The sequence below is a fragment of the Methanobrevibacter sp. genome (genome assembly GCF_015062985.1).
Lineage (GTDB): Archaea > Methanobacteriota > Methanobacteria > Methanobacteriales > Methanobacteriaceae > Methanocatella.
In genome coordinates, this window is sequence record NZ_SUTI01000008.1 from 1 (window position 1) to 26,821 (window position 26,821).

Sequence of the window (26,821 nt, forward strand, 5' to 3'; positions counted from 1 at the left end):
TTGATACAATTAGAGAAGCTAAAGAAATTAGAACTCCTTAAGAAGGTGTAAGAACATGAGAACTTGTTCATTCTGTAAAAAAGAAATAGAAGAAGGTACAGGAAAAATGTACGTCAAAAGAGACGGATCAATTTATTTCTTTTGTAGCAGCAAATGTGAAAAAAATATGATTAAACTCGGAAGAGTTTCAAGAAAAGTTAAATGGGTTAAAGAATGATTCAAAAAAGTTTTGTTATGATGAAACCAGACGCTGTTCAAAGACGTCTTATGGGTAAAATTTTGTCCCGTTTTGAAGAAAAAGGTCTTCAAATCGTTGCTTGTAAATTAATTCACATTGATGAAGATTTAGCAAAAACTCATTATGGAGAACATGCTGATAAACCATTTTTCCCAGGTTTAGTTGAATATATAACTTCTTCACCATCATTAGCTATGGTAATTGAAGGGGATGAAGCTATTACCACTATCAGGAAATTAGTTGGTGCAACTGATCCTTTAGAAGCTGATCTTGGAACTATTAGAGGAGATTTCGGTATGAATAAAGGCAGAAACATTATTCATGCTTCAGACGCTCCTGAATCTGCTGAAAGAGAAATTGCTCTCTTCTTTAATGAAGACGAAATTTGTGATTATCAAATTATTGATAACGATTTAATTTATGAATAAACTTAAATATTAAAAATTTATTATCAAAGACGATATTATGAAAATCAGATCCCCGATTGTATCAGTTTTAGGGCATGTAGACCATGGAAAAACTACATTGTTAGATTATATTAGAGGAAGTACCATTGCAGATAAAGAGGCAGGGGGTATTACCCAACACATTGGTGCTACTGAAATACCTAACGATACTATTGAAGAAATCTGTGGAAATTTTATATCAAAATTGACTATCAAGGATTTAATACCTGGATTATTCTTCATTGATACTCCGGGCCACGCCGCATTTACCAGTTTAAGAAAACGTGGTGGAGCATTGGCTGATTTGGCAGTTTTAATTGTTGATATCAATGATGGATTCAAACCACAAACATATGAGGCTTTGAATATCCTTAAGATGTATAGGACTCCATTCATTGTTGTTGCTAATAAAATTGACATGATTTTCGGATGGGAAACACACGAAGGTGTTTCTTTTAAAGAATCCTTTAATCAGCAAGCCCCTAGTGTTCAACAGGATTTGGACTATAAGCTTTATGAACTTGTCGGAACACTTCACAAGGAAGGTTTCCAGTCTGAAAGGTTTGACAGGGTCAGTAATTTCGCTTCACAAATCAGTATTATTCCTATCAGTGCCAGATCCGGTGAAGGTATTATTGAAGTTTTGGCCATGCTATTGGGTCTTGCTCAAGAGTATTTAACCGAACAGTTGGAAATCAACGAGGATGCTCCTGCAAAAGGTACTGTACTGGAAATTAAGGAAGAAGTGGGATTAGGTCTTACTATTGATAGTATTATTTATGATGGTGTTTTACGAACTAATGATGAAATAGCCTTAATGACTTCTTCAAATGAAGTTTTAACAACTAAAATCAGATCCATTTTAAGGCCGCTTCCATTAGAGGAAATGAGAGACTCCAAAAAGAAATTCCAAAAGTTCGATGAAGTGGTTGCCGCTGCCGGTATTAAGATAGCTGCACCTAATTTGGATGATGTTGTTTCCGGCTCACCGCTTAGGGTATTAAGCGATGATGAGAATGTGGAAGAGGAACTATTGAAGGAACTTGAAGATATCACTATAAATACTGAAGATGAAGGTATTTTAGTTAAGGCAGATACATTAGGTTCTCTTGAAGCTATTGTCAAGTTATTGAGGGAATTGGATATTCCTATTCGTGAAGCGGACATCGGTGATGTAAGTCGTAGGGATATAATCAATTCATCCATTGCTTTAAATGAAAATGACGCTCATGGAGCAATCATTGCTTTTAATGTAGATGTTCATCCTAATGCGGGTGATGACCTTGCTAATTCAGATATCAATCTATTTAAAGGTGATGTTATCTATCAAATCATTGAAGACTATGAATCATGGATTGATGAAATCGAAAAGGCTAAAAAGAAAGCCTTTTACAATGCGATTATTAAACCTGCCAAATTTATGGCATTGCCTAAGCTAGTTTTCCGTCAAAGCAAACCGGCCATTATCGGAATTGAATCCATAAGCGGAACAATCAAACAAGGCCAAACTCTAATCAATAAAAACGGAGAATATGTTGGAGTAATAGCCAGTATGGAAGATAAGGGTGAAACATTGCCTGACATTTCCAGAGGCCAAAGGGTGGCTATGGCTATCAAGGATGCTATTGTTGGAAAGCACTTCGATGAAGGGGATGAATTATACGTTGACGTTCCTGAAAAACATTATAAATTTATTGAAAGGGAATTCAAGGAAAAACTGACTGAAGATGAATTTGAAACTCTCTATGAGTTTTTAGAAATCAAACGTAAAAAAGATCCTGATTGGGGTAAATTCGGTCTTTTCGAATAATAAATTACTGTTATAAAAAATTAAGGAGGAATACCATGGCATTTAAAGTTGTTGTGTCCCAAAAAGCTGAAACTCATCAATTCGAAATCGATGAAACTAAAGCTCTTAACGGATTAGTAATCGGTGATGAATTTGATGGTGGAATTGTTGGTTTAGATGGTTACACTTTAAAAATCACAGGCGGTAGTGATAAAAATGGTTTTACCATGAAAAAAGATGTTTCAGGTACCAGAAGAATTAAAAGTTTATTAACTGGTGGTATCGGTTATCATCCTAAAGCTGATGGTGTAAAAAGAAGAAAAACCGTTAGAGGAAACACTATTGCTGAAGATATCGTACAAATCAACACTGTAGTTACTCAAGCTGGAAGTAAATCAATAGCTGAAATTATTGGTGCTGGTGAAGAAGAGGAAGAATAGTTCTACTATTTTTCTTATTTATTTTTAAGTCGAATTAAAATTATAAAAAAGGTGGTTATCTGTGAACGTACAGTCAGATGTTAACATAGGTTTGGTTGGTCATGTAGACCACGGTAAGACTACTCTTACTAAAGCATTATCAGGAATATGGACTGACACACACAGTGAAGAAACAAAAAGAGGTATTTCAATTCGTTTAGGTTACGCGGATATCGAATTCAGAAAATGTCCTAACTGTGGTGAGCCTGAATGTTACACTACTTCTGATAAATGTGAAATCTGTGGGAGTGAGACTGAATTAATTAGAAAAGTATCATTCGTTGATGCTCCAGGTCACGAAACTCTTATGGCAACTATGTTATCTGGTGCTGCAATTATGGATGGTGCAGTATTGGTTATTGCTGCAAATGAAACTTGTCCACAACCACAAACAAAAGAGCATCTTATGGCGCTCGATGTAATCGGTGTTAAAGATGTGATAGTAGTTCAAAATAAAATAGATATTGTTTCAAAAGAAAGAGCTATTGAAAGTTATAATGAAATCAAGGAATTTGTTAAAGGCACCTGTGCTGAAGATGCTTTAATAATACCTGTATCTGCTCAACAAGGAGCAAATGTAGATATATTAATCGAAACTATGCTTAAACAAATTCAACCTCCAGAAAGGAATATCGATGATACCGCTTTGATGCATGTAGCTAGATCATTCGATATCAATAAGCCTGGTTCTGGTGCTGATAAGATTAAAGGTGGTGTCATTGGAGGCAGTCTTATCCAAGGTAAATTTAAACTTGGAGACATCATTGAAATAAGACCTGGCCCTACCAATGAAGGTAAAAGAATCACTTTGAAATCTGAAATCATTGGCCTTGAGGCTAATGGTGAGCAAGTGGAAGAAATAGGTCCTGGCGGTCTTGTAGGTATTGCAACAAAATTGGATCCATCATTAACCAAATCTGATTCACTGTCCGGAACTGTCGCCGGTGAAGAAGGTACTTTGCCTGACATTTTAGATGGTTTTAAAATGGAAACTAATTTGCTTGACCGTGTTGTAGGTACTAAAGATGAACGTGAAGTCGCTCCAATTAAAATTAAAGAACCTTTAATGATTAATTGTGGTACTACTACAACAATAGGTGTTGTAACATCCGCTAAAAAGAACGATGTCGATGTTGTTCTTAAATTGCCAGTTTGTGCAAGTCCTGGAGATAGAGTTGCTTTAAGCCGTAGAGTAGGAGCTCGTTGGAGATTGATTGGTTACGGTATTATTAAGTAGAGGTAAAATAATGGACTCTAAAGAAGTTGTAATAGATACCAATTTTTTTATGGTTCCTTTTCAGTTCAATGTGGATGTCATCACTGAACTTGAAAAATTATTACCTTCTTACAAATTAACAACTCCAAGCTTTGTTATCAATGAATTGAAGGGTTTGAAAAAGAACAACAAAGGAAAAATAAGGTTAAATGCAAATTTGGCCTTAAAGTTAGCTAATTCTTCAAAAGTTGAAATAAAGGATATTTCATTACTTGAAAATGAAACTGTGGATGATGCGTTACTTAGAGTTTCAGAAGTTTTAGCTACAAATGACATAGAATTAAAAAAACGTGCAAAAGATAGAGGAATAACTGTTGCATATTTGAGGCAAAAAAAATATATTGCTGTTGAAGGTAAAATATAATATTAATTAAACTTATTAATTAAATGAGGGATTATTTTGTATTATAGAACAAAAATTGAGGATACTGTAAGAATACCACCTTACAGATTTGAAAGTCCTCTTGAAGAAGTCGCTATTCAAACTCTAAACGAAACCTATGAGGGTCGTTTAGACAAAAAACTTGGTTTACTCATTTGTGTTAATGAAATTGTTGAAATTAGCGAAGGCAGACTCATTATGGGAGATGGTGCTTCATACCATAATGTCGTTTTCGAAGCTATTTTCTTTAAGCCTGAACAACATGAGATTTTTGATGGTGAAGTAATTGATATTGTTGATTATGGTGCATTTGTAAGGATTGGACCTATGGATGGTTTAATCCACGTTTCCCAAGTCACTGATGATTATATTAATTATGATGCTAAAAGAGGAGCATTGCTTGCAAAAGAATCTAATAAAACTTTAGAAGAAGGAAATTTAGTTAGAGCTAGAGCAGTTAGTGTTTCCATTAAAGATGAATCTACAAATAATATTGATAATAGCAGGAATTCCAAAATTCCTCTTACAATGAGACAAACCAATTTAGGTAGATTTGAATGGATAGAAGAAGCTAAACAAAAGAATAAGAAGGGTTAATAATGAAAGCTTGTACTGTTTGTAAAATGATTTCAAGTAAAGACCATTGTCCTAGTTGCGGAAGTCCAACTTCAGACAATTGGAGTGGCCTTTTAATTATAACTGATCCTGAAGAATCTAAAATAGCCCGTGAATTGAATATAGAAGTTCCTGGTGAATATTGTTTAAGAGTAAGATAGAGGGTTTTTTGTGTTACGTTTAGATGCAGAATTAAGTAAAGATATTATAATGGAACTTAAAAAGCCATTAGGCAAATTATATCCTGACTTTGAAGATGCTATAGATGAAATAAAGTCTTCCGAGTTTTTAATTTCTGTTGGTGATGCAACATTCAATAATCTTACTAAATATGAATTATTTCCAAATATTGGTATAATTGATAATTTAATTCAAAGAAAAAATCATACTCATGAAATAATACTTGCGGACCATATTTTAAAAGCGGAAAATCCTGCGGGAACCATTACAGATGATCTATGGGAAACCATAGGCAAAGCTCTTGAATTATCTAACAGTGGCGAATGTTATGTAATTGAAGTATCAGGGGAAGAAGATCTTGCAGTTCTTCCTTGCATCTTGATGGCAGATCCCAATACTACCATTTTATATGGTCAACCGAATGAGGGATTGGTGCTTTTGAAAGTCCGTGATGTTAAAAATAAAGCTCAAATGCTTATTGACGGATTTATTAAATCATAAATTTAATGAGGTTTTATCATGGAAATCGAATTTATCGAAGAAAAAGAAAATAAATTATTTAACAGAAAAGAAATTAAATTTTATATTGATTACGATGGAGAAGCTACTCCTAAAGTATTAGACATTAAATCTAAATTAGTTGCTTTATTAAACACTAAAAAAGATTTAATTGTAGTAGACAATGTACAACCACATTACGGTGAACCAAAAGCATTAGGTTATGCTAAGGTTTATGGTACTGTTGAAGATTTAGAATACATTGAAGCTAAACATATCATTGCTAAAAATGAAGAACCTGAAGAAGAACCTGAAGAAGAAGGAGAAGAATAGGTGATTTAAATGGTAAGAAAATCTGACTTATACGAAGTAGATGGAGACAAAATTGTAAGAAAAAACCAAATTTGTCCTCGTTGTGGTGAAGGTGTATTCATGGCTGACCATGGTGACAGAGTTGCTTGTGGTAAATGCGGATACACTGAAATGAAAAAATAAGATTAATCAATCTTAATTTCTTTTTTTTATTTATTTTTATTTTTAATTGCTTTTAAGAAGGGATTCTTTTGGATAATATTAGAAATGGTCGTTTTAAAACTGGAATGACTGATGAAGCTGCTATTTATACTTCATCACTTGAAGCTGATATGCTACTTTTCGAAGCAGACATTAAAACTAATTTTGCACACACTTCAATGCTAAAGCATGAAGGAATAATCGATGAAGAAATTGCAGACAATATTTTGTGCGCACTCGATAATCTTAAAGAGGAAGGCTATGATGCATTGGTATTCGACCCTTCCGTTGAAGATGTTCACATGGCAATAGAAAATTATGTGACTTCCAAAATTGGCCCTGAAGCCGGTTTTATGCATACTGCAAAATCACGTAATGACCAGGTTGCATGTGATGTGAGATTAGTTCTTCGTGAAATGATTGAAGAGATTCAAATCGGCATTTTGGAATTTATAGAAGGATTAGTTGAAATGGCTGGAGATCACCTGAATGATGTTTTCATCGGGTTTACACACTTGCAGCATGCTCAACCGATTACAATTGCCCACCATTTGATGGCTCATGCACAGGCACTCAAAAGGGATTATGAACGTTTGGCAGATACATATAAGCGTGTTAACTTGAATCCGTTAGGCTCAGCAGCTATGGCGACCACCAGTTTTCCAATCAACAGGCAGTTGACCACAGACCTGCTCGGATTTGACGCATATCTTGAAAACTCCATGGACGGCGTTTCAGCAAGAGACTTTATTGCAGAAACCGTATTTGATTTGGTGGCATTATCCTCAACATTGGCTAAGATGTGTGAAGAATTGGTATTGTGGAGCACCTATGAATTCGGTGTTATTGAAATGGCGGATGAATATTCATCAACTTCTTCTATTATGCCTCAAAAGAAAAATCCTGATGTGGCCGAGCTTGCAAGGGGAAAAACAAGCATTGCTACCGGTGAGCTAATCACCATTTTAACCATTCTTAAGGCCATTCCATACACATATAATAGGGATTTACAGGAAATCACTCCTCATTTATGGAATGCGGTTAAAGTAACTCAGGACACATTATCCATAGTTACAAAGATGATGCTGTCTGTCGAGTTTAAGGTTGAAAGGTGTGCCGAACTGGCCGGTAAAAACTTTGCAACCGCAACTGACCTTGCAGATATTATGGTTCGTGAAAAACAGATTCCATTCAGGACAGCTCACAAAATTGTTGGAAGAATAGTCAATGAAGCGACAGCCAATGAAATGGCTGAAGAGGACATTTCATCCAAATTCATTGATGAGATTGCTGTTCAATTGGGCTTTGATGAGTTGAACTTGGCCGATGATTTGATCCAAAGGGCTTTGAATCCTGCTGAAAATGTCAGGATTAGAGCAGTTCCTGGCGGTCCGGCTCCTGAAATGGTTCAGATGGCTCGTGACAATATCAAATTGTTCTTAAATGATGAATTTGAAAAACATGGAATTTAATTCCATTTTCACTATTTTTTTTGAAAATAAATTATTTTAGGCATACCTAAAATTTATATACTAATATGTATAAAATATTAATTGCGGATATAATCTTATGGTTATTGAAGCATGATTGGCGAAGAGATATTTATGGAAACTTATTAGATGTTCCTCAATGAATTCGATAAGTAAAGCTCAGCTTCCATTTATATCTTAATCGCATAATCATTACTCATTTTAAAAAAAGTTAGTAATAAATTATTTTTCTTCTTTTAGGGATTCCAGATAATTTTCATGAATTTCCTCGGCAAGTTCGGGGGTTCCTTCTATGATGGGTCCTGTATAATCGCAGTCATAACAAACCCATTGTGACCAATTTTGGGGTATAATCCATTTTACATTTCTAGACCCGCACCTAGGGCATATTTTAAACATCATGATAATTACTATTAGGTAGGTTATTATTAAGTTTATTTATTCGGTTCTGTAAAAACTCCATATTAGGTCTAGGGCTTCACCGGGTTCAAGTGCACCTGAACGTGTTTCCCTGAGAATCCTTTGAATCGAAAATTTTTTCATGTAGGGGAACTTTCTGTGAACCTCGTATAGCAGTGGACATCCGAATCCTTTAAACTCTTTCAGATTATAGTTTCTTATCAATGATTTTATCTCTTGTTTACCCACACTTAAACTTGCTGGAAGGTTCAAGCGATATAATGAATCGTCCTGCAAATTTATGCATTGACTGCCAGTTGCAAGCATATCACCGAATATAATTATGGGGATTTCTTCAGTTTTGGCATATTCATTTACAAGATGTGATGTGTTTTTGGAACATCGTCCGCATGGATGAACCTTGCCAGTAAATGAGTCTTGAACAATGTCTGAGTAGTCACTTTCAATATACTCATGTTCTATATCAAGAGATTCTGTTAATTTCTTGATGTTGTTTTTAAATTGGTTAGGCAGGATGATTGTTCCCGGATCTACCGTAACGGCTTTCGGATTGAAACCTAATTTTTTAGCAAGTATCAATGAGAAACTGCTGTCTACCCCTCCCGAAAGGGCTACTACGGCTTCAACATTATCAGATTCTTCAAATTCGTTTTTATTAAGGTAATTGTCAATGTTGAAACTGTAGACGTTTGACAATTTTGCATCGATTGCTTTTTCCAGGTTTTTCAATCCGGTCAAATTGGAATTTAGATTATGTATTGTTTTTTTAGCCAATTTCAATTTATATTCCTTGTTTAAAAAATCACCATAGGATTCAACATGAATGCTTTCCAAACCGAGTTTTTCCCTTAGTTTGCCAACTACCCATCCGCCTTTGCCTATAATTGCTGATTTATCAGGCCGGTCTTCTGTGATAATCCATAATTCATTGGTCTTTTCGCTGAAATACATTTCCTCAATGAAAATGTTGACTTTATCGTGTCCGATTTCTTCACGGATTTGATTGACTTCGGATAAAATGAATTCTTTAGTGTACATTTAACTCATGTCTCTTGTAACGCTGATGCTTTCCTTTAAGTAGATTTCAGGATTTTCAATAATTTCAAGGGCAATCTTTTCAACGGATTCAAAAGTGGAAACATATCCTTTTGGAGTTTCCCCCTTTTTGGTTATTGCATAATCGTCATCTTCGCCGTAAACCAGATATCCTGACCTTAGGATTGTGTAGTTCAAATCGCTTTCTTCGATTATGTCGGTGGCGTTTCTATTTGGAATCTGTTCTGTTTCATTTTCCAGATTGAATTCGGCACCTTCGCCTTCAAGCTCATTATAGATTCCAACAACGGTCATGTAAATTACTCTTTTTGGTTTTACGTCCACAAGATTGCGAGCGATAACCGCTTGATCAGGACCTGAAACGGCACAATATACCAAATCAACATCTTCCAAAGCATTTTTCAGATCTTTTTTATTGGTTGCATCAATAGTTTTGGTTGTTACTCTAAAGCTGTCCTCATAAATATTTCCTGCAGATTTTGAAATGGCTATAATGTGATAATCAGGATTTGCAAGCAATTTTGCAGCAAACAGTCGTCCAAAGTTTCCGGTTGCACCAAGTATTGCAATATTCATTATATTCACCTTATGATACTTTTGAATTTCAATGTATTAAATATTAAGTAATTTGTTTTACAGAAATATTGGTAGAGGGAATTATATGGAATATCGAAAGTTAGGAAATACTGGTATTGAAGTATCTGAAATTGCGTTTGGGGCGGAATTTCTTGTGGAAAGGCCTTATGAGGATACTGAAGAATTAATCAGAGCCTGTGAGGAAAACGGAATCAACTTTGTTGACTGCTGGATGAGCGACCCCGTTGTGCGTTCACACTTGGGAAGGGCCATTAAGGGCAATCGTGACAATTGGGTTATACAGGGCCATATCGGGTCAACCTGGCAGAACAACCAGTATGTAAGAACACGGGATATGGATAAGGTTATTCCGGCATTTGAAGATTTCATGGAAAGGTTCCAGATTGACACATTGGATTTCGGAATGATTCACTATGTCGACCAGCTGGAGGATTATGATGAGATAATGAACGGTCCTTTCATAGAATATGTCCGCAAGCTAAAAAGCGATGGAGTGATAGACCATATTGGATTAAGCACACACAATCCCGACATTGGTATTCTGGCCGCCAAAAACCCTGAAATAGAACTTCTGATGTTTTCAATCAATCCTGCTTTCGACATGTTCGGGTCAATGGATGATATTGAAGAGTATAGAAAAGAGGATGCATACGATAGGGAATTTTCAAGCATAAATCCTAAAAGGGATGAAATCTATGGATTATGTGAAGAGAATGGAACTGCACTGACTGTAATGAAGGGATTTGCAGGCGGAAACCTATTATCTGATGAAACTTCACCGTTCGGTGTGGCACTGACACCGGTCCAATGCATACACTACTGCCTGGAACAGAAGGGTGTTGACAGCATTTTCGTTGGTGTAAAAACAGTGGATGAATTAATGGAATCATTGAAATATTGTGAAGCAAGCGAATCTGAAAGGGATTACGCCAGCGTTTTAAGAGACGCCCCAAGACATTCATTTGAGGGACAATGCACATACTGCGGTCATTGCGCACCATGCACTTCAGAAATAGACATTGCAATGGTCAATAAACTGTTTGATCTTGCAAAAAATCATAACAAGGTCCCTGCCAGTGTTCAGGAACATTACAATAACCTGAAATATAATGCAACCGACTGCATTGCATGCGGTGACTGCGAACCGAGATGCCCGTTCAATGTCCATATTGTTGATGTGATGCTTGATGCGCACGATTTGTTTGGATTTTAAACAAATCTTTTTTTTCTTTTTTTTCACTAAAATTTATTAGATTATTTCAACATATATTCATATGATTATTATGGCGTATGAAATTAAAAACAAAAAGAATATCTCAACTATCGGCGTGCATGCCGGCCAGGAAGAAGTTGATGAGACCGGTTCAAGGGTAACTCCAATCTATCAAACTACTTCTTACGTGTTTGAATCATCCGAGCAAGCGGCTAATAGATTTGCCCTTAAAGAGGGAGGAAACATTTACACTAGACTTACAAATCCCACAACTGAAGCTTTTGAAAAAAGAATGGCTGCAATCGAAGGGGGAACCGCAGCATATGCAACAGCTTCAGGAATGGCTGCAATCTTTTATGCAATCATTAACCTGACAGGCGTGGGAGACAATATCGTATCTGCGGATAACCTTTATGGCGGAACCTATGAACTTTTTGAAAACACATTGGAGGAATTGGGACGTACAGTAACTTTTGTTGATTCACAATCTCCGGAGCTATTTGAAGAGGCAATCAATGATAAGACAAAAGCTATTTATGTGGAGTCAATCGGAAACCCTAAATTGGACATCCCTGACTTTGACAGATTAGCCGAAATTGCACATTCACACGGAATTCCATTAATTGCAGACAATACTGTTGGAATAGGATCCGTAAGGCCGTTTGACCATGGTGCGGATATCATTGCCAGTTCAGCTACCAAATACATTGGAGGCCACGGTACCACACTTGGAGGAATCATCATTGAAAAAGGGGATTTCGATTGGATGAACGGAAAATTCCCAACATTGTCAGAGCCTGATGACACATATAACGGATTGGTATTTGCCGAAACATTTGAAGGTGCGGCTTTCACAACAAGAATCAGAGCTGTTGTCGGAAGGGATACCGGTGCTGTTCCTTCTCCATTTGGATCATTTTTACTTCTGCAAGGTTTGGAAACTTTGGGACTCAGGATTGAAAGGCATGCTTCAAACGCAATGGCTGTTGCAGAACACCTTGAAGCACATCCAAAAGTTGCATGGGTGACATATTCAGGTCTTGAATCCAGCCCGAACCATGAAGTCGCTAAAAAATATGCTGAGAAGGGTTACGGCGGAATAGTTTCATTTGGCCTTAAAGCAGGCTATGAAGGTGCCTTAAAATTCATAGAAAGTGTCGAACTGCTTTCATTTTTAGCCAATATCGGTGATGCAAAGTCATTGGTGACTCACCCTGCATCAACAACACATTCCCAATTGTCTGAAGAGCAGCAATTGTCCACAGGAGTTACTCCTGACTTAATCAGATTCTCTGTTGGAATTGAAGACATTGAGGATATTTTGGCTGATGTGGATCAGGCTTTAGAAAAAGTTTAATTATTGAGGCATTAATGCCTTCCACTTTAATTAAAAAGAAAAATAAGCGGTGTTGAAGCACTTGTCTTATTTTATTAATTTTTTTGTTAAATCATTATAGTATAAATTTGTATTGCTCTGATTTTTCGGGTGAATCTGTTAAATTAATGGATATTTGTTTATATTTTACATATCATATTATACAGTTTTTAAAATTTTATATAAAAATATCCGGCATGTACAGGATATATTTATGATGATAATGAGTAGTCAAATTATTTAAAAATTTTTTCAAAAAAATTACAAAAATATTTAATGTTTTATACTTTTTTATAGCAAAAATTTATTTCAATGTTTAAAATTTAGTTATTTTTATCAAATTTTATAAATTGAAAATTGTTTAGTAAATTATATATGTATATGTTCATAAAAATTATATTATATTTTTGTGAGGTTTTTACAGTGGGTAATTTAATAGATTGGGCTTTAGAAAAAAATTTCGAAGAATCTCAAATGCAATTGCCAAAAATTGAATTGAGCACTATTAGTTTCACATCTATATTTAAAACCTTACTATTCTCACCTTTGACAACCATCAAAAAGCTAGAATTGAATAGATTTTTCAATAATTTAAAAAAGAGGAGATTTAAAAATGAACATGAAGAAAATATTAGCTTTTGCTTTAGTAATTTTAGCAGTTTTCTGTACTTTGAATGTAGCTAGTGCAGGTTTGTTTGACTTCTTAGGAACTGGATCTCAACCAGCTACCAATGAAACATATACATTTGACGGATTTACTTTAGACTTGCCTTCAAATACTTCTATCGCTAACTTCACATGGAACGGAACAGGTTACACTGTAAACACATTTATTGTAAGCACTCCAGATGATTCCTATACTGTTGAGGTTACAAGAGGTTCAGGAGCTGTAGACTCAGCTCAGGAATATGCAAGTAACTGGATAGATGACGGTGCTGCTCTTGGAGGAACCTACGGAAATTGGACTATAATTAATCTGAATAATGCCACAAGCGGAAATCAAACATATACCGGTTACATTTTAGTTAATCATGATGGTAAAGCTATGTATGAAATCAGAGGTGACAATTTAGACGCTTTGAAAAATATCACTGACACATTTAAAAAAGTATAAACTAATTCAAGGGGTTGTTGATTAATTGTTAACAACCTGTTGATTTTATTTTTTTATCCTCTTCAAAACTTTAACGATAACAAAATAAACTAAATTAGATCATTATAAATTCCAATCAAAATTAATAGATTTTATGAAAAGAAATTATTTATTTTTAAGGGACAAATATAGGGAGCTATTGTTGCCCACACTGTTTATGGTAATGTCTGAAAAGGTAGCTGTGGTTATTGATGTCATCATTATTGGAATCTTTATTGGGGGCAATGAATTATCTGCAATAAGTATAACCTCCCCTTTGCTTTACATTACAGGTATTTTTTATATCCTGTTTGGTCAGGGAGGCAGTTTTGCTGGCTTTAAGGGCAAAATCGGAGTTGGATGAAGAAAAGTCGAATTTTTATTTTACCATTTCAATCATAGGAATAATAATAGTTTCTTTAATTTACATATTGGCAATCTTTGTTTTTGCAGATAATGTATTGCATTTCCTGAATGCTCCTGCAGATATTTATGGCAATGCCAAATCTTATTTATTGACGATACTATTCTTCTTCCCGTTGAATTGTTATATGTTGGTTATTTCATTTTTCCTTCGGTCCGATGGCTATCCAAAACTGCCGTTTTATGCAGTGTTAATATCCAATGTTTCAAATCTGATTTTGGATATTGTATTTTTAAAGGTATTCGGTCTCGGTATTATGGGTGCCGCTTTGTCATCTGTTGTGGGATATCTGATTGGTTCTATTTACATCTCCAAGTATTTCCTTAGCAAAAACCGTAATTTCAAATTCGTTTCAATTGCTAAACTTAAGTTGACAGGCATTGTATTCCCTTAAGGAAATAGCGCTAAACACACCGGAAGTTACCGGAAAAATATTCTTTTCCACCAGAATGGTGGTATATACATATATGTGCTCCACTTATTACGGTGCTGCCGGCCTTTTAGCATATTTGGTATATGATAATTCCGAAACATTTGTTTATATTGTGTTGTCTGCAATCATGAAGACCATGTCTCCAATCGTGACTGTGTTTTATAAGGAGATGGACTATAAGGCAGTAAGGTTCATTATGAAAATTTCAACAAAACATCTTTTAATGACTTGCATACCAGTCAGCATTCTTTTCTTTGTTTATCCTGAACTGCTGATTAACTTATTCAATATTACTAATCCGGATTATATTCAAATAATCTCTTTTGCAATACGAGTGACATCATTCGGTTTGATTGGCCGATGCGTGACTTATCTGATGGCTAATTATACTCAGGCTATTGGATTTAATAGAATTTCATTCACACTTACATTTTTAGAGGAGTTTGCACTTGCCATTCATCCGTATTGATATTAACTTATCTCTTTGGAGGATCAGGTATTTGGTTTGCAATCCTAATATCTGAATCAGTGCCTGTTGCGGTTTATTTATATTATGCTATTCGCTTCAGAAGAAATCGGGGAGATGAAATCCGTTCCCTTTTCATGCTTCAGGACTCCAATTTAGTGGTTTTCACATATTTCAATGAGAATTATGGATATTCAAATGACCCCATTGACCTTGAAGAAATTTTCGGTCAGTATTCACAGATTGTTGCAGCATCAATTAGGGACACATGTGAAACCATTTTTGAGCATGACCCAGAATTACATGAAGTGGACATCACTGTACGTTTAATAAATGAAATGGCAGTGGTTCAATTCCTTAATGAGGGGGAGTTATATAATCCATTCAGTAATGAAAAATTACTCAACTCTTCAAGTATCAAATATTTAAAAGACCTTAATTGTAAATTTGAATATACTAGTGTTTTAGGATTCAATAAATCATATATCCAATATAATCGTTAGTCCTCTTTCATTTCACATGTTAAAATTTCAATGAATATTAAAGAGTTTCTCCAACGCACTGTTAAATAAAAATCTTTTTATATTTCATCGTGTTAATTAATAGCATTCAATAGTTTTTGCCGGTGATATCATGAATGATAGCGCACAAGATTTTGAAGAAATAAAGGTTAACAAAAGAAGCACAGACAGATTGTATTTCGAAACTCCAATTATCCAGTCAATCTATAACAGAATTGAATTTTTAAAAAAGGAGCAGGAATCCCTTTTGGAAGAGCTTGACTCAACAGAACTGAAACAGAAAATGGATAGTTTCGATATTGAAAGATTGGGTGAGGAATCAATCAACAGGGTCTATGATGCAGTGGATGATGCATCTAAAATTAAGGATAATATCATTGACAGTCTTGAATTGCCGGATTTTGTTAAGGATTACTCAAATAATATGAAATTTGCCTTAAACAGGGATCAGGATTATGTAAGAAAGGCAAAAAGAAAATTAAAGGCAGATGACTATCTGTCAAATGTCAGAATTGTTGAACTTTGCGATAAGGCTATTGAAGTAAACTATAGGAATTGGGAAGCATATTACATTAAGGGAATCGCGTTAATCAATTTGGATAAATATGATGATGCGATTGAAGAGCTTACCAAGTCTCTAGCCTTAAATGAGGGCAATGTTGACGCCATAATGTATATTGCATTTGCACACATGTTTAAAATGGAATACGCCAATGCGATTGCTTTGTTTGATCATGTTTTGGAAATCGATAAAAATTCATTTGACGCTTTAAAGGGAAAGGCACTCACATATTACTATTGGAAAAAATATGGTGAAGCAGTTTTGTTTTTCAAAAAAGCCAGTTCAATTAAATCTTTGGATGAAAAATCAAAAGAAATTTGGGACATCTGTTTAGAAAAGTCATAATCATATTTGATGTTGTTTAATACTGTGTGTAAAATATTATACATTGAATAATTATTAAGAATTTATCTCTTAAACTGAATATCTTTTATTAAAGCATGCTATTAATTGTATATTTTCAATAAAATTCAATAAATATAAAAACATCAAATTACATAGTAAGATTACAAAATATATTTGGTGAAAAAATGGCAAAAAACGCAATAATTACTGGTGGATCCAGAGGAATAGGTAAAGCTATGGCTTTAAAACTTGGTGAACTTGGATACAATGTAGCAATCAACTACAGAAGCGACTCATCCAAACAATTAACCGAAGATTTAATCGAAGAAATTAAATCCGAATACGGTGTAGAAGCTATTGCTGTACAAGCTGATGTAAGTAAATTTGAAGACTGTAAAAAATTAGTCGAAGCTACTGTTGAAGCATTCGGTGAAGAAATTGACGCATTGGTAAACAATGCAGGTATTACCAACAACTCAAACTTCATTGATTTGCAACCTGAACAATATGAGGCTGTAATAAACACCAACCTCGTAAGTATGATGCACATGTGCCACTTAGCTCTCCCTTACATGGTAGACCGTGACACTGCAATCGTATGTACTGCATCCGTAGGTGGATTGACCGGAGTAATCAACCAAGCTGACTACTGTGCTGCTAAAACTGGTGTAATCGGATTATGCCGTGCACTCGCTTTAGAATTCGCACCAAGAAAAGTAAGAGTTAATTCAATTGCACCTGGTATGATTATGACTGACATGTTACGTGGTGTCAACCAGGATGAATTAAATGCGCTTGCTGCAACAATCCCTCTCGGACACATTGGAGAAGTGGAAGAAATCGCTGGCGCTTTAGAATACATCTTAACTGCAAATTACTTAACTGGACAAGTAATTTCACCTAACGGTGGATTTGTATTACAATAAGGTTATTTTTAACCTTATTCCATTTCTTTTTTTTTAAATAATCATTTTTTTCTGATTTTGAATGATAATGTTTATATGCAATAAAATCTAAAGGTACCTTTAGAAAATTAACTTTTAAGAAGTTTGCATTCAACATATCAAAAGCAGGAAAAATCATGAATTTATCTAAAACACTAAAAACTATTATAAAATTACTCAAACCATTAAAAAAGAATATAATTTCGCTTTTTCTCATTGTTGCATTCTTGTTGATTGATGTTTACTGTAACTTGACCCTGCCGGCATATACTGCAGATATTGTTGATGTCGGTATACGAAACACTGATTTCAGCTACATAATAAATGTTGGAACCATGATGATGGCCATGGTTTTGGTTGGTGTCTTGGCTACAATAGGACTTTCATACTTCTCAAGCAAGGTATCTGCGGCATATGGGAGAGACTTAAGGAAGATAAGTTACGAAAAGATTTTGAAATTTTCAAATTTTGAATTGAATAAGATATCAAGAGCATCCCTTATCACACGTAATACCAACGATGTATATCAGATACAGATCTTTTTGGGATTATTTTTCACAACAATACTGTTTTCACCGATATTGGGTATTGGAAGTATAATTAAAGCGATGGAACTCGGAACCAATCTTTTATGGATTATTGCAGTTACATTTGCAGCTGTAAGCATACCTTTTATCCTGATATTCATAAAAACAGTGCCATACTTTAAAGTAATGCAGGAATTGACAGACAAGATTAATCAAACCTCCAGAGAAATATTGATTGGTATGCCTGTTATTAAGGCATTCGTAAGGCAAAACTATGAAGAAAAACGCTTTGAAAAGACCAATGAAGAATTCCGATCAGTAAACTTGAATGTTTTCAGAGTCCTTTTAATATTATTGCCTGCAATGACCCTGATTTTAAATTTAATGATTGTCCTTATTCTCTACTTTGGCGCATATGATGCAATCAGAGGAGAAATATTGACAGGAACAATCATAGCATTCATCCAATATGCTACACAAATAGTGATGGCATTTTTAATGATGGGAGGATTCTTGGTAATGATTCCAAGGATTTTAGTGTCTGGAAGGCGTGTTGCTGAAGTGATAAACATGGAAATTTCAATCAGCGACGGGCCAATAGACAAGATTGATGATAATCCTATTATAGAATTTAAAAATGTTACATATAGTTTTCCAGGAAGTGAAAAGGAAATATTGAAGGATATTAATTTTAAATTGGAAAAAGGAAAAACCACAGCAATTATCGGAGGAACCGGAAGCGGAAAGTCTACAATTCTTAATCTGATTCCCCGCCTTCAGGATGTAAGTGACGGGGAAATTCTTGTAAATGGTAAAAATATCAAGGAATATAAGTTATCTGTCCTTAGGGATAGAATCTCCTATGCTCCTCAAAAGGCTATTCTTTTTGAAGGGACAATAAGGTCAAATATGCTGATAGGCAAAGAGGATGCAAGCGATGAGGAGATTGAAAAGGCATTGAAAATGGCGGAAGTGGACTTTATAGAAAGTCTTGATGATGCGGTTTCACAGGGTGCATCTAATTTCTCAGGAGGACAGAAGCAGCGCCTTCAGCTGGCAAGGTCAGTAATAGCTGAACGTGACTTTTACCTGTTTGATGACTGTTTTTCCGCATTGGATATGAATACTGAAGCGAAAGTGAAAGAAAACATTAAAAATCTAAAGGAAAACTCATCAATGCTCATTGTCTCACAGAGGATTTCAACAATCATGGATGCCGATGAGATAATTGTGCTTGATGAAGGTGAGATTATAGATAAAGGCAGTCATGATTACTTGAATGAAAATTGTGGTGTTTATAGTGAAATTGTAGCCTCTCAAATAGAGCAGTCCAAAGAGATGCTGTATGATGATGAGGAATCATCCAATTTTATTATAGATACAAGTATTATTAAGAAAACTACAGGGGGCAAATGATATGGCAAGAAAACCGAGAAGAGCGCCTCCTGAAAAGCCGGCAAATACCAAAAAATCCATAAAAAACATTTTAAGTCTTTTAATGGGATATAAATTAAAGTTAAGTTTGACAGTTATTTGTGGCGTCATATCAACAGTATTTTCAGTAATCAGTCCTCTTCTGATAGGATTTGCCACAACTGCAATATTTGACGGCATAAACTCAGGAAACATGAACATAGAATACATTCTCAATCTGCTTGTCATAGTCGTAATCTTGTATGTTGTAAGTTCAGTTTTCTCATATCTTCAAAGCTATCTCCTTTTAGACATTACAACCGACATAAGCTATAATCTAAGAAGGGATTTAATCGAAAAGATAACTCATCTGTCAATGGGGGACATGGATAGGAATACAAGGGGAGATATCTTATCAAGAATTACCAATGATGTTGATTCCCTGCAGTCAGGTATCGTTCAGACATTCAACCAGTTTTTGACAGGTGTCGTCACTATAATAGGTGTTACAGTAATGATGCTGTCCATTAATCTATGGATGACACTCACTGTAATAGTGCTCGTTCCGATTGCATTTTTCATTATAATTAAGGTAACCAAATTCTCACAGAACTATTATCTAAAGCAATTGGAATACAGGGGAAGGCTCAACGGACAGATTGAAGAGTCTTTCACCGGTCATGAAATCATACGTTCATTCAACCAGGAAGAAGAATCCATGAATGTCTTTGAAGAGGAAAATGAAAACTGGTATGATCAGGAATGGAAATCCAAATTCTTTTCAAGCTTATCAGGTCCTTTGGTGCACTTCATTTCCAATCTTCAATATGTTATAATATCAGTTCTTGGGGCCGTTCTAGTACTTCAAAATGCAATAAGCGTTGGGGATATTTTGGCATTTATACAATACTCCAAAAATTTCACAACACCAATCGAGCAGATAACAAGAATTATGAACTTGGTACAGACTGCAATGGCTGCAAGCGAGAGGATATTCGACTTTTTGGAAATTGGTGTTGAAGAAAACCCATATGAAGAGAAAATCGAGGAAATCACAGATGAAATCAGTTTTGAAAATGTCAGCTTCGGATATGATGAAGACGAACTGATCATTAAGGATTTGTCATTCAAGGTCAAAAAAGGAGAAAAGATAGCTATTGTGGGTGAAACCGGAGCGGGCAAGACAACTATCGTAAAACTGCTCATGAGATTCTATGATTTAAACGGCGGTGAAATAAAGATTGATGGTGTAAACATCAACAGATACGACAAGCACAGCATCAGGTCTCTTATAGGTATGGTGCTTCAGGATTCATGGCTTTTCAATGACACTATATTCAACAATATCCGCTATGGAAAACTGGATGCCACTGAAGAAGAAGTCATTGCAGCTTCAAAAGAGGCCCATGCGGATCATTTCATAATGCAGAGCGCTGAAGGATATGAAATGATGCTGAATGAGGATGTTGACAATATTTCCCATGGCCAAAAGCAGCTTTTGACAATTGCAAGAACCATTCTTTCAAACAAACAGATACTGATTCTGGATGAAGCTACCTCATCAGTGGATACAAGAACAGAAAAGCTTATCCAAAGAGCAATGGACAGGCTGATGAAAAACAGGACAAGCTTCATCATAGCACATAGGCTTTCAACTGTAAGGGATGCAGACAAGATTCTTGTAATAGAAGACGGCCATATTATTGAGCAGGGAACACATGAAGAATTGCTGGAACAGAAAGGATATTACTATAATACCCTGAATGCTCAAAAAGGGAGGATTGCATATGAAGACTGATGAGATAAACAATCGGTTATTGTTCTACCAGTTCTCCATGATAAATGAAATTTTGGACCAAAGAAATAAGAAGCAAAATCCTGAAATGAAAAGCATTACTAAGGGTCAGGGAAGATTGATTCTTCTTTTAAAGCGAAAGGATAAGATATCTACCAAGGTATTGTCTGAAATTCTGAATATCAGTGTCAGTTCACTTAATGAAACCCTGAACAAATTGGAACAGAAGAACCTCATTAAAAAAGTCCCGTCACAAATGGACAAAAGAGTCCTGCTAATCGAGCTGACTGAAGAAGGAAGAAACATCAAATTTGAAGAGCCAGGGGATATTGACATTTTCGACTCTTTAAGCGAAGAAGAAAAAGAGAATCTGAACGATTACCTGAATCGCCTGATATTGGAGATTCACAATAAGTTCAAGGAAGAGGATCCCGAAAAGTACGAAAAGATTATCAAAAATAGGCAGGAAATCTTTGAAAAATACTTTAAAAATGATAATCATTATGAAGAATGGATAAGATTGATGACCTGCAAATAAAAAATAGAAAAAGCCAGTTGGAATCATTTCCAACCGGGGAATATCTTTAATGGAATTCAGGATTCATCAAACTTTTTTAGGAAATCTGTCTGGAGAACACTGTTATCGCTTATCTCTTCCAGCTTCAGGAATAATTTCCAAGGCATTGATAAATTCAAATAGTCATTTGGAATAAAGTGTTTCATTTTGCTTCTTCCTGCAAAGTCAATCGGGCCTAAAACAGGTTTAGGGTCATCGCTTTCTTCTTGCTCAAATACAAAATTGCCCATAGCCTGACAAGCTGAAGCCTGAGGAGTCAATATGTATGAGTCCTTAGTTCTGAATGATGAATTGATTTGTATCAGCGCGGTTAACTCGATTGGATTAACTGTAAAAATAACTGATTTTGGTATTTCCCCATCTTCCAGGTTTTCAATTCCTTTAAAGATTACATAATCTTCACTATCGTAGATTGGCCTATTTTGAATATTGGTTTTTGCAGTTTCAAAGTCGCAATATATTCTCTCACCATGTCTAAACATTTCACGTGTCGGTTTGGCAAAGTTTTCCAGTCTTTTCAGGTATGCCTCTTTATCCGGAGCGGAATCGACACCTAATGAAAGAAATGATGCCTGAAAGTTTACAGCATCCTCATTGGCAAGACCGGTTCCCCAGCCAAAACCTGAAGAAATCCCTCCACAGGTAATGTTTTCACGGCCAAAGCATGTTGTTTTTCTTTTTGCAATTGTCTGTGCAATAAAACTCATTACACATCCGCCTTTACCTTCTTTAGGACCTATTGCATATTCGGGTTTAGTGTCACTTTTCAGCAATGCGATTGGCGGAAATCTCATGTTCAGTCCTTGTGATATTTTGCTTTGCATAATAACTACCTCGTTAATGATAGTTTATATGTGGTCAGTATATATTGGTTTTGAAATGATTCCTGTTTTTTATGAGATGTCTCATTTAGTAATATTTTTGATTAATATTTTTTAACTTCCGAACAAAATCTTAAATATTAAGGAAGGCATTTGCATATTTGGTGCAATGTTTTTTTTCTAGCGGATATTCATCATCTAAACCATAAGCCTTGAGGTCGATGATGTTTAAAGATTCTTATGGAAAGATTTATATTGCCATAAATTAATATAACAATTGTTAATTTTTCTGGTACGTCAAATTCATAAGGAGACTAGTCATTTGATGTTTTTTTATTAACTTGAGTATATTCCATCTAAAAAGCCCGCTGTGGAGGAACTGCAGCTATTGGTGCACTGTTTGGTGATAACTTAAAAAACAGAATAATTAATTGTTTTAAGTGATATTATGAGTTTTAATTTAAAATTTAAGGATATTGATGAAATTAGAGAACTAAAAAGTGAAGATTATACCATAAATGATTTGTTGAATGAGTTGGATTTATCCGCTCAAACCATTGTTGCGAAACAGAATGGGGAACTGACCCTTGAAGAAAGCGTAATAAATGACGGTGACGAGATAAAATTGGTTCAGATTATTTATGGAGGATAATTTTTCACTGATTAAGAATAGGGAGTGGTTTCATGTCAGATGAAAATGAAAAAAGGGTTTATAATCTGCTTATAACCAGAGGTATTGATCCGGATGACCAATATGGCTTTTATAAGGAGAGAATTGATAGTCAAAGCGATTTCTTATATAATGAATATAATACACAAGACAATGATTTAACTGATGACCTGTTTAATGAGGTTGATGTGACAGTATTATTGTTTGGACTGTATCACAACAATCAGGAGCTATTTGAGGAATTGATTGCCAAATCCAACCAATTTAATGTTCCTATACTTTTAATTCGCTTTTTCGGTATGGAATATATATTAAAAGAATTGGAGGAAAGATCCGATGCGGTAGTTGGATGGAATCCCCATTGTATTGTGGATGCAATCGAAACTCTTGTAGATGGTGAAAATTGGGTAAAACCATGTGATTTGGGCGAAGAGCCTTAGTTTCGCTCAACTGTCATATCACCAAAAAAATAGCTGTTAAAAATAATTTTATATTAGAAAAATGGAGAAACAGGTATTTAAATCATACCTGTCAGGAATAAGGTTATATTTGAAATTGTTGCAGAACCGAGATATGTTCCGGTAATTACGATTAAAGCAACGATGACTCCTTTCCAGCCGATTCTCTTGAACTCTTCCCAATCTTTACCGATTGCAATACCAACATAACCGAGGAATGCTGTACATATTGTAGTTAGCTCGACTTGAGAAACATAATGGGCTAAAAAATCAGCGGTTGGAGCGCCGGGAATAGCTGCCAACAAACCGATTATACTGATAAAGACGATTGATGGAATATGGACAGGGAAAATCCTTTCAAGGGACATGCCTATAATGGTAATTAGTGAAATGATAAGCATCGCAATAAATGCACCAACAAAGGAAGCGTTATAACCAACGACACTTCCAACGGCTACAATGATTGAAAATCCAAATAGCAATGCGCCCCATCTTTTAAGTTTGCCGAAACTTAATTTATCTGAAGAATCATCATCTTCATCCATATCATCAGGAACATACCCGTCATCATCAATGTGAGCATTGCCTTTACCTAAAATTGGGGATAGCCATTTATAGAGCTTTTCTGCAAGCGGCAGGGAAATGAAGATACACATGTAAATTCCCAAACAGAATGAAAGGATATTACTGCATCCTGCAAATGCTTCCAGTTGGGTAGCCATGGCAGGGTTCATATGCACTAACGGAACCAATGCAGCAGCATTCATACTTGCACTTCCTATACCTGATGCCATTGCAAAGGCATACGGATGGTATGGTATGAGCGAAACACATATGCTTGATAAGAAACTGATATATGGGGTACCGATAATTGATCCTATTACAAAAATAGCTAAAACTCCACGCGCCTCGGGAGAGTTAAAACCGTATTTGTCAATGATGATTCCAAGGTTAGGTTCACGACAAATGGAACTCGCCATACCTATAACTTCTCTTCTAAAACCTAAAAGCAAAGCGACAGGCAATGCTATAAGGGTACCTAAATCACCAAAAAGCTGCAAGACCAAAGCGGGACCTACTTGAAAAATAATGCCGATTGATTGTCCGCTTGAAATAGCTAATTTACAAATCAAAACACCTATAAGCAGAACCATAACCCCTTCGGCCACTTTTGCCTGCTCCTCATCTATGTATTTAAAGGGTTTTGCCAAGTAAAGGGCCAATCCCATAACTAAGGAATAGATTAACGGCAATAATAGAAAGCTGATTGTGTCTGTTATTTTGATTTCTATAACTCCAATGGACATTGAAATAATAACCAAAATCAATACAACAACTGTTAAATTATACTCTCTCCATGGAGGTCTTCTTTTAATTGCCCTATCCGCTCTTCGCCTATATCTGTGCTGCTTAAATCTGCGCTGTTTTCGCATGTGCTTTTTTTCCAACTCTTGTTTGTGCATATGCTTTGAAAAATCGTCAGAAATAAAATCCCTCCTGAAGTCTTGAACAATAGGGCATCAAAACATTCGTTTCACCACCCAAAGCAGCGGTTTTTGCATACTTTGAATGGATTGTTCGAAAAATGTTACTTTTTTGTTTACCTATAATTAAAATTCTATTTGGTGTCATATAAAAATATAACCACTTTTCTTTAACCAATTTTTCTTATAAGTTTATATTAAAATCATTTCTTGAAGGATTTTACATATATTTGACCTTGATTTCATTGTGAGGGATTGTTCTTTTAAAAGTCTTTTTAGGATATCCGATTATGAATGAGGAGTACATGTGCTTTTTCTTGTCTATCTGCGGGAAAAATTCCATTAGTTTGTCATGGTCTATTTCGTCGGCTTTCAAAATGAAGAGTGAATAGAATCCTCCAAGCCCCAATGAATATGCCAAAAGTTCCATACGGGTATTTGCAATGACCGCACTTGTCTTGTCTGTTGAAAATGTCAGAATTAACTGCTTGCCCTGCCATAGTAGGGGATGATACTTTCTTGTTGACGGGTCTTTCAGATACTCTCCAAGCTGTTTAATTCTGAAAAACTCTTCCTCTTCAACTTTGATTATGTCATAGACGTGTTTCATGAAGTCATTCAGTCTTTTGTCCAGAACTACAAACTCCACATCCTGTTCGTTTTGGGCTGTTGGGGAGTAGTATGCACCTTCAAACAATTTGTCAAAAGTGAACTTGTCTATCTTTTTATTCTTAAACCAGCGTACTGATCGCCTTCGTTTTAGGAAGTTCAAAAGGTCATGATAGTTTAAAGGCGTGTCCTTGGCGTTGTATTCGACGATTCTGTCTTCATGTCCCTTAAAGATTTTAAGGGTTAGCGCACCTGTCGGACAGATTGCCATGCAGTGTCCGCATTCAAAACAGTTGCTTCCCGTTTCAAAGGCCACTTCATCTATTTCTATATTGTCTCTGATACACACGGATTTGCACTGGCCGCATCCGATGCACTTGTCTTCATAAATCATCAGCTTCATTTAAACCAAAACTCCATCTTTGTATAATATATATTTTACATTTTATATTATATGTTTATTCTTTTAATTATTTATTGACATTTAATTAAACTATCACTGGCTTTGATTGCAATTAGCATCAATATCATATACATTTATGGCTATGGCTGCGGGATTTAATGTGTTTGCGATATGCGGCGTTTTTGTGAAAAGTATTTAAACTTTAAATTCATTAATTAATTAAAGACAAAACGTGAGGTGAAAAATGAGATTATGGAACCCTGCAGCATTTTTTATCAGCCTGATGATGAGTATGATTATGGCAGTAATCTTTGGAATGATAGTTCCATATTTTATAGGATTGCCGGGTCTTGAACCTGATTTGTGCCTGTATATGTGGCCTTTAAGGTGGGTGACTGCATATCTGCTGATTAACATTGTCATCTATCCGATAGGATTCGGACTTGCAAAAAGGGTTTTCGGATTTGATCCGATGGCCCAATAAGGTTTTTTAAAATCTTTTTGATTATCTTTCTATAATGTTATGGAATGGGTGCTGTCATGATTTTTATATGAGTTTTCAGTATCCATTTTCATAATATTTTAATTGAACAATTTTTAAAATATCTATTTATTGCATTGTATATTTTTTAAATATTTTTTTATATCTGAAAATCATTAAAAATTATTC

General features: G+C 35.3%; 33 protein-coding genes. 27 read left to right on the forward strand and 6 right to left on the reverse strand.

The window, feature by feature from the left end; all coding sequences use genetic code 11:
* Positions 1–55 precede the first annotated feature (55 nt).
* From E7Z77_RS04860 to argH, 12 genes are all read left to right on the forward strand, one after another.
* Positions 56–217 carry a 50S ribosomal protein L24e gene (locus E7Z77_RS04860; RefSeq protein WP_067042904.1) on the forward strand — a complete coding sequence of 54 codons (162 nt, stop codon included), beginning with the start codon at positions 56–58 and terminating at the stop codon, positions 215–217.
* Positions 214–666, forward strand: a complete 453-nt coding sequence (gene ndk / locus E7Z77_RS04865; RefSeq protein ID WP_292750846.1) for a nucleoside-diphosphate kinase — start codon at positions 214–216, stop codon at positions 664–666. The genes E7Z77_RS04860 and ndk overlap by 4 nt, the downstream gene beginning before the upstream one ends.
* Positions 667–703: 37 nt before the next feature.
* Entirely contained in the window at positions 704–2,494 is a 1,791-nt protein-coding gene (gene infB / locus E7Z77_RS04870) for a translation initiation factor IF-2 (RefSeq protein WP_292750848.1), read from the forward strand.
* A gap of 35 nt (positions 2,495–2,529) precedes the next feature.
* Positions 2,530–2,913, forward strand: a complete 384-nt coding sequence (locus tag E7Z77_RS04875; protein WP_292750850.1) for a 30S ribosomal protein S6e — start codon at positions 2,530–2,532, stop codon at positions 2,911–2,913.
* Between the two features lie 61 nt (positions 2,914–2,974).
* Positions 2,975–4,189, forward strand: coding sequence for a translation initiation factor IF-2 subunit gamma (locus E7Z77_RS04880; protein ID WP_292750852.1), 1,215 nt, complete (start codon positions 2,975–2,977; stop codon positions 4,187–4,189).
* 10 nt (positions 4,190–4,199) lie between these two features.
* On the forward strand, positions 4,200–4,592 hold the full coding sequence (locus E7Z77_RS04885) for a PIN domain-containing protein (RefSeq protein ID WP_292750854.1): 393 nt from the start codon (positions 4,200–4,202) through the stop codon (positions 4,590–4,592).
* Positions 4,593–4,628: 36 nt separating this feature from the next.
* Positions 4,629–5,207: a DNA-directed RNA polymerase gene (locus tag E7Z77_RS04890; protein WP_292750856.1), complete on the forward strand. Its 579-nt coding sequence runs from the start codon at positions 4,629–4,631 to the stop codon at positions 5,205–5,207.
* Positions 5,208–5,209: 2 nt separating this feature from the next.
* A complete protein-coding gene (gene spt4 / locus E7Z77_RS04895) occupies positions 5,210–5,386 on the forward strand; it encodes a transcription elongation factor subunit Spt4 (protein WP_292750858.1) in 177 nt (58 codons plus the stop codon).
* A gap of 10 nt (positions 5,387–5,396) precedes the next feature.
* The gene (locus E7Z77_RS04900) at positions 5,397–5,906 is read left to right on the forward strand and encodes a DUF359 domain-containing protein (RefSeq protein ID WP_292750860.1); all 510 of its coding nucleotides are present in this window, start codon (positions 5,397–5,399) and stop codon (positions 5,904–5,906) included.
* 18 nt (positions 5,907–5,924) lie between these two features.
* Positions 5,925–6,236 carry a 30S ribosomal protein S24e gene (locus tag E7Z77_RS04905; RefSeq protein WP_292750862.1) on the forward strand — a complete coding sequence of 104 codons (312 nt, stop codon included), beginning with the start codon at positions 5,925–5,927 and terminating at the stop codon, positions 6,234–6,236.
* 9 nt (positions 6,237–6,245) lie between these two features.
* A complete protein-coding gene (locus E7Z77_RS04910) occupies positions 6,246–6,398 on the forward strand; it encodes a 30S ribosomal protein S27ae (protein ID WP_067042875.1) in 153 nt (50 codons plus the stop codon).
* A gap of 68 nt (positions 6,399–6,466) precedes the next feature.
* Complete coding sequence (argH, locus tag E7Z77_RS04915) at positions 6,467–7,888, forward strand: argininosuccinate lyase (RefSeq protein WP_292750864.1); 1,422 nt, start codon at positions 6,467–6,469, stop codon at positions 7,886–7,888.
* A gap of 240 nt (positions 7,889–8,128) precedes the next feature.
* On the opposite strand, the gene E7Z77_RS04920 is transcribed toward argH, so the two are convergent.
* From E7Z77_RS04920 to E7Z77_RS04930, 3 genes are read right to left on the reverse strand one after another with little or no spacing between them, the layout of a single operon-like run.
* Complete coding sequence (locus E7Z77_RS04920; protein WP_366510244.1) at positions 8,129–8,314, reverse strand: hypothetical protein; 186 nt, start codon at positions 8,312–8,314, stop codon at positions 8,129–8,131.
* A gap of 30 nt (positions 8,315–8,344) precedes the next feature.
* On the reverse strand, positions 8,345–9,364 hold the full coding sequence (locus E7Z77_RS04925) for a 7-cyano-7-deazaguanine synthase (RefSeq protein ID WP_292750868.1): 1,020 nt from the start codon (positions 9,362–9,364) through the stop codon (positions 8,345–8,347).
* Entirely contained in the window at positions 9,365–9,958 is a 594-nt protein-coding gene (locus E7Z77_RS04930) for an NAD(P)H-binding protein (protein WP_292750870.1), read from the reverse strand.
* Between the two features lie 85 nt (positions 9,959–10,043).
* On the opposite strand from E7Z77_RS04930, the gene E7Z77_RS04935 reads away from it, so the two are divergent.
* The 12 genes from E7Z77_RS04935 (at position 10,044) to E7Z77_RS04990 (ending at position 21,667) form a co-directional block, all read left to right on the forward strand.
* On the forward strand, positions 10,044–11,192 hold the full coding sequence (locus tag E7Z77_RS04935) for an aldo/keto reductase (protein ID WP_292750872.1): 1,149 nt from the start codon (positions 10,044–10,046) through the stop codon (positions 11,190–11,192).
* Positions 11,193–11,262: 70 nt separating this feature from the next.
* Positions 11,263–12,549, forward strand: a complete 1,287-nt coding sequence (locus tag E7Z77_RS04940) for an O-acetylhomoserine aminocarboxypropyltransferase/cysteine synthase family protein (protein WP_292750874.1) — start codon at positions 11,263–11,265, stop codon at positions 12,547–12,549.
* Positions 12,550–13,180: 631 nt separating this feature from the next.
* Positions 13,181–13,681: a hypothetical protein gene (locus E7Z77_RS04945; RefSeq protein ID WP_292750876.1), complete on the forward strand. Its 501-nt coding sequence runs from the start codon at positions 13,181–13,183 to the stop codon at positions 13,679–13,681.
* A 133-nt stretch (positions 13,682–13,814) separates the two neighbouring features.
* The gene (locus E7Z77_RS04950) at positions 13,815–14,063 is read left to right on the forward strand and encodes a hypothetical protein (protein ID WP_292750878.1); all 249 of its coding nucleotides are present in this window, start codon (positions 13,815–13,817) and stop codon (positions 14,061–14,063) included.
* Complete coding sequence (locus E7Z77_RS04955; RefSeq protein ID WP_292750881.1) at positions 14,029–14,517, forward strand: MATE family efflux transporter; 489 nt, start codon at positions 14,029–14,031, stop codon at positions 14,515–14,517. The genes E7Z77_RS04950 and E7Z77_RS04955 overlap by 35 nt, the downstream gene beginning before the upstream one ends.
* Positions 14,504–15,025 (forward strand): MATE family efflux transporter, encoded by a 522-nt coding sequence (locus E7Z77_RS04960; RefSeq protein ID WP_292750883.1) that lies wholly within the window; start codon positions 14,504–14,506, stop codon positions 15,023–15,025. The genes E7Z77_RS04955 and E7Z77_RS04960 overlap by 14 nt, the downstream gene beginning before the upstream one ends.
* Positions 15,022–15,525, forward strand: coding sequence for a hypothetical protein (locus E7Z77_RS04965; protein ID WP_292750886.1), 504 nt, complete (start codon positions 15,022–15,024; stop codon positions 15,523–15,525). Before E7Z77_RS04960 ends, E7Z77_RS04965 begins: the two co-directional genes overlap by 4 nt.
* Before the next feature lie 130 nt (positions 15,526–15,655).
* Complete coding sequence (locus E7Z77_RS04970) at positions 15,656–16,450, forward strand: tetratricopeptide repeat protein (RefSeq protein ID WP_292750888.1); 795 nt, start codon at positions 15,656–15,658, stop codon at positions 16,448–16,450.
* A gap of 185 nt (positions 16,451–16,635) precedes the next feature.
* A complete protein-coding gene (locus tag E7Z77_RS04975) occupies positions 16,636–17,376 on the forward strand; it encodes a 3-oxoacyl-ACP reductase family protein (RefSeq protein ID WP_292750890.1) in 741 nt (246 codons plus the stop codon).
* A 155-nt stretch (positions 17,377–17,531) separates the two neighbouring features.
* Positions 17,532–19,337: an ABC transporter ATP-binding protein gene (locus E7Z77_RS04980; protein ID WP_292750892.1), complete on the forward strand. Its 1,806-nt coding sequence runs from the start codon at positions 17,532–17,534 to the stop codon at positions 19,335–19,337.
* Position 19,338: 1 nt separating this feature from the next.
* Positions 19,339–21,132 carry an ABC transporter ATP-binding protein gene (locus E7Z77_RS04985; protein WP_292750894.1) on the forward strand — a complete coding sequence of 598 codons (1,794 nt, stop codon included), beginning with the start codon at positions 19,339–19,341 and terminating at the stop codon, positions 21,130–21,132.
* Positions 21,122–21,667, forward strand: coding sequence for a MarR family transcriptional regulator (locus tag E7Z77_RS04990; RefSeq protein WP_292750896.1), 546 nt, complete (start codon positions 21,122–21,124; stop codon positions 21,665–21,667). Before E7Z77_RS04985 ends, E7Z77_RS04990 begins: the two co-directional genes overlap by 11 nt.
* A gap of 56 nt (positions 21,668–21,723) precedes the next feature.
* Here the strand turns inward: E7Z77_RS04990 and E7Z77_RS04995 are convergent, their stop codons facing one another.
* The gene (locus E7Z77_RS04995) at positions 21,724–22,530 is read right to left on the reverse strand and encodes a DUF169 domain-containing protein (RefSeq protein ID WP_292750898.1); all 807 of its coding nucleotides are present in this window, start codon (positions 22,528–22,530) and stop codon (positions 21,724–21,726) included.
* Between the two features lie 445 nt (positions 22,531–22,975).
* Here E7Z77_RS04995 and E7Z77_RS05000 point away from each other — a divergent pair, with 445 nt between their 5' ends.
* Together E7Z77_RS05000 and E7Z77_RS05005 are read left to right on the forward strand one after the other, a co-directional pair.
* Positions 22,976–23,179 (forward strand): MoaD/ThiS family protein, encoded by a 204-nt coding sequence (locus E7Z77_RS05000; RefSeq protein WP_292750900.1) that lies wholly within the window; start codon positions 22,976–22,978, stop codon positions 23,177–23,179.
* 32 nt (positions 23,180–23,211) lie between these two features.
* Entirely contained in the window at positions 23,212–23,637 is a 426-nt protein-coding gene (locus E7Z77_RS05005; RefSeq protein WP_292750902.1) for a nuclease, read from the forward strand.
* Between the two features lie 77 nt (positions 23,638–23,714).
* Here E7Z77_RS05005 and E7Z77_RS05010 read toward each other — a convergent pair whose 3' ends face one another.
* Both E7Z77_RS05010 and E7Z77_RS05015 read right to left on the reverse strand, forming a co-directional pair.
* Positions 23,715–25,118 carry a DUF3100 domain-containing protein gene (locus tag E7Z77_RS05010; protein ID WP_292750906.1) on the reverse strand — a complete coding sequence of 468 codons (1,404 nt, stop codon included), beginning with the start codon at positions 25,116–25,118 and terminating at the stop codon, positions 23,715–23,717.
* Positions 25,119–25,359: 241 nt separating this feature from the next.
* Positions 25,360–26,151, reverse strand: a complete 792-nt coding sequence (locus E7Z77_RS05015) for a nitroreductase family protein (RefSeq protein WP_292750908.1) — start codon at positions 26,149–26,151, stop codon at positions 25,360–25,362.
* Between the two features lie 244 nt (positions 26,152–26,395).
* Between E7Z77_RS05015 and E7Z77_RS05020 the strand changes: the two genes are divergently transcribed.
* A complete protein-coding gene (locus tag E7Z77_RS05020; RefSeq protein ID WP_292750910.1) occupies positions 26,396–26,635 on the forward strand; it encodes a hypothetical protein in 240 nt (79 codons plus the stop codon).
* Positions 26,636–26,821 lie beyond the last annotated feature (186 nt).

Excerpts from the sequence above, each read along its gene's own strand:
- E7Z77_RS04885 (WP_292750854.1), top strand. The coding sequence starts at position 4,200 with ATGGACTCTAAAGAAGTTGTAATAGATACCAATTTTTTTATGGTTCCT.
- E7Z77_RS04875 (WP_292750850.1), top strand. The coding sequence starts at position 2,530 with ATGGCATTTAAAGTTGTTGTGTCCCAAAAAGCTGAAACTCATCAATTC.
- E7Z77_RS04985 (WP_292750894.1), top strand. The coding sequence starts at position 19,339 with ATGGCAAGAAAACCGAGAAGAGCGCCTCCTGAAAAGCCGGCAAATACC.
- E7Z77_RS04945 (WP_292750876.1), top strand. The coding sequence starts at position 13,181 with ATGAACATGAAGAAAATATTAGCTTTTGCTTTAGTAATTTTAGCAGTT.
- E7Z77_RS04995 (WP_292750898.1), bottom strand. The coding sequence starts at position 22,530 with ATGCAAAGCAAAATATCACAAGGACTGAACATGAGATTTCCGCCAATC.
- ndk (WP_292750846.1), top strand. The coding sequence starts at position 214 with ATGATTCAAAAAAGTTTTGTTATGATGAAACCAGACGCTGTTCAAAGA.
- E7Z77_RS04975 (WP_292750890.1), top strand. The coding sequence starts at position 16,636 with ATGGCAAAAAACGCAATAATTACTGGTGGATCCAGAGGAATAGGTAAA.
- E7Z77_RS04990 (WP_292750896.1), top strand. The coding sequence starts at position 21,122 with ATGAAGACTGATGAGATAAACAATCGGTTATTGTTCTACCAGTTCTCC.
- E7Z77_RS05020 (WP_292750910.1), top strand. The coding sequence starts at position 26,396 with ATGAGATTATGGAACCCTGCAGCATTTTTTATCAGCCTGATGATGAGT.
- E7Z77_RS04950 (WP_292750878.1), top strand. The coding sequence starts at position 13,815 with ATGAAAAGAAATTATTTATTTTTAAGGGACAAATATAGGGAGCTATTG.
- E7Z77_RS04925 (WP_292750868.1), bottom strand. The coding sequence starts at position 9,364 with ATGTACACTAAAGAATTCATTTTATCCGAAGTCAATCAAATCCGTGAA.
- E7Z77_RS04940 (WP_292750874.1), top strand. The coding sequence starts at position 11,263 with ATGGCGTATGAAATTAAAAACAAAAAGAATATCTCAACTATCGGCGTG.
- E7Z77_RS04905 (WP_292750862.1), top strand. The coding sequence starts at position 5,925 with ATGGAAATCGAATTTATCGAAGAAAAAGAAAATAAATTATTTAACAGA.
- E7Z77_RS04935 (WP_292750872.1), top strand. The coding sequence starts at position 10,044 with ATGGAATATCGAAAGTTAGGAAATACTGGTATTGAAGTATCTGAAATT.
- E7Z77_RS04930 (WP_292750870.1), bottom strand. The coding sequence starts at position 9,958 with ATGAATATTGCAATACTTGGTGCAACCGGAAACTTTGGACGACTGTTT.
- E7Z77_RS05015 (WP_292750908.1), bottom strand. The coding sequence starts at position 26,151 with ATGAAGCTGATGATTTATGAAGACAAGTGCATCGGATGCGGCCAGTGC.
- E7Z77_RS05010 (WP_292750906.1), bottom strand. The coding sequence starts at position 25,118 with ATGCACAAACAAGAGTTGGAAAAAAAGCACATGCGAAAACAGCGCAGA.
- E7Z77_RS05000 (WP_292750900.1), top strand. The coding sequence starts at position 22,976 with ATGAGTTTTAATTTAAAATTTAAGGATATTGATGAAATTAGAGAACTA.
- spt4 (WP_292750858.1), top strand. The coding sequence starts at position 5,210 with ATGAAAGCTTGTACTGTTTGTAAAATGATTTCAAGTAAAGACCATTGT.
- E7Z77_RS04970 (WP_292750888.1), top strand. The coding sequence starts at position 15,656 with ATGAATGATAGCGCACAAGATTTTGAAGAAATAAAGGTTAACAAAAGA.
- E7Z77_RS04910 (WP_067042875.1), top strand. The coding sequence starts at position 6,246 with ATGGTAAGAAAATCTGACTTATACGAAGTAGATGGAGACAAAATTGTA.
- infB (WP_292750848.1), top strand. The coding sequence starts at position 704 with ATGAAAATCAGATCCCCGATTGTATCAGTTTTAGGGCATGTAGACCAT.
- E7Z77_RS04860 (WP_067042904.1), top strand. The coding sequence starts at position 56 with ATGAGAACTTGTTCATTCTGTAAAAAAGAAATAGAAGAAGGTACAGGA.
- E7Z77_RS05005 (WP_292750902.1), top strand. The coding sequence starts at position 23,212 with ATGTCAGATGAAAATGAAAAAAGGGTTTATAATCTGCTTATAACCAGA.
- E7Z77_RS04980 (WP_292750892.1), top strand. The coding sequence starts at position 17,532 with ATGAATTTATCTAAAACACTAAAAACTATTATAAAATTACTCAAACCA.